The organism is Streptomyces prasinopilosus (genome assembly GCF_001419695.1).
In the GTDB taxonomy this organism is placed as follows: domain Bacteria; phylum Actinomycetota; class Actinomycetes; order Streptomycetales; family Streptomycetaceae; genus Streptomyces; species Streptomyces prasinopilosus.
The window spans coordinates 1-1,183 of the sequence record NZ_LIRG01000769.1 but is presented as its reverse complement, the minus strand read 5'-3'; the positions used below and the strand labels follow the sequence as shown (position 1 = coordinate 1,183).

General features: G+C 72.9%; 2 protein-coding genes. Both read right to left on the bottom strand.

The window, feature by feature from the left end; all coding sequences use genetic code 11:
- A partial coding sequence (locus AOK18_RS26100; protein ID WP_276205372.1) for a thiolase family protein occupies window positions 1-485 on the bottom strand: 485 nt, incomplete at its 3' end.
- 11 nt (window positions 486-496) lie between these two features.
- Window positions 497-1,183 (bottom strand): CoA transferase (locus AOK18_RS26095; RefSeq protein ID WP_139058432.1); only part of this gene is annotated, 687 nt, incomplete at its 5' end.

Below are 1,183 nucleotides of genomic sequence, written 5' to 3'. Positions count from 1 at the left end.
CCCTCGATCGTCGCGATCAGGTCCGCACCGATGCCCTGGGGGGCGAAGTTGGTGGCGAGGTTGGTCATGGGGTCGTTGAACCAGGCGCCGCCGTCCGAGGCCATCTTCACCCGGGACATGGACTCCACACCGCCCGCGAGGACCAGGTCCTCCCAGCCGGAGCGGACCTTGGCGGCGGCCATGTTGACGGCCTCCAGACCCGAGGCACAGAACCGGTTCTCCTGGACACCGGCCACCGTGTCCGGCAGCCCGGCCGCGATCGCGGCGATCCGCGCGATGTCGGAGCCCTGATCACCGACCGGACTGACCACACCCAGCACGACGTCGTCCACGGCCGCCGGGTCCAGGTCCGGGAAGCGGTCCCGGATCTCCTGGATCAGGCCGACGACCAGGTCGACGGGCTTCGTGCCGTGCAGGGCGCCGTTCGCCTTGCCACGCCCGCGCGGGGTGCGGATCGCGTCGTACACGTACGCTTCGGTGCTCACGGGAAGACCTTTCACTGGGAATGCCGGGGCGCGGACAGCAGTCGGGGGACGTCCCAGTCGCGGGCCACGTCGTCGGTGTCGGTGCCCGGCCGGGCGGGCCCGGTGCGGACGCTGGTGGGGGTGGCGGAGAACCGCGGGGCCGGTGCGGGCTGGGTGATGCCGGCGTGGTCGGTGAAGGTGCCGCGGGCGGCGAGGTGCGGATCGTGCGGGGCCTCGCGCAGCGACAGGACGGGGGCCGCGCACGCGTCGGAACCGTCGAAGACGGCGGCCCACTCGTCGCGGGTGCGCTCCTTGAAACGGGCGGTGACCCGCTCGCGCAGCGCCGGCCACCGGGTGACGTCGAGGCGGGCCCCGAAGAGCCCGTTCCCGTCCTCGTCGTCCTCGTCCTCGATGCCGAGCAGCCGCAGGAACTCGTCGTAGAACTGCGGTTCGAGCGCGCCCACCGCCATGTGTCCGCCGTCGGCCGTCTCGTACGTGCCGTAGTACGGGCAGCCGCCGTCGAGGAGGTTGGCTCCGCGCCGGTCCTGCCAGACCCCGGCGGCGAGCATGCCGTGGATCATGGCGGACAGGTGGGCCGTTCCGTCCACGATGGCGGCGTCGACGACCTGCCCGGCGCCGCTCAGGCGCGCGTGGTGCAGGGCGGCGAGAACGCCGACGACGAGGTAGAGGGAGCCGCCCGCGTAGTCGCCGAGCAGGTT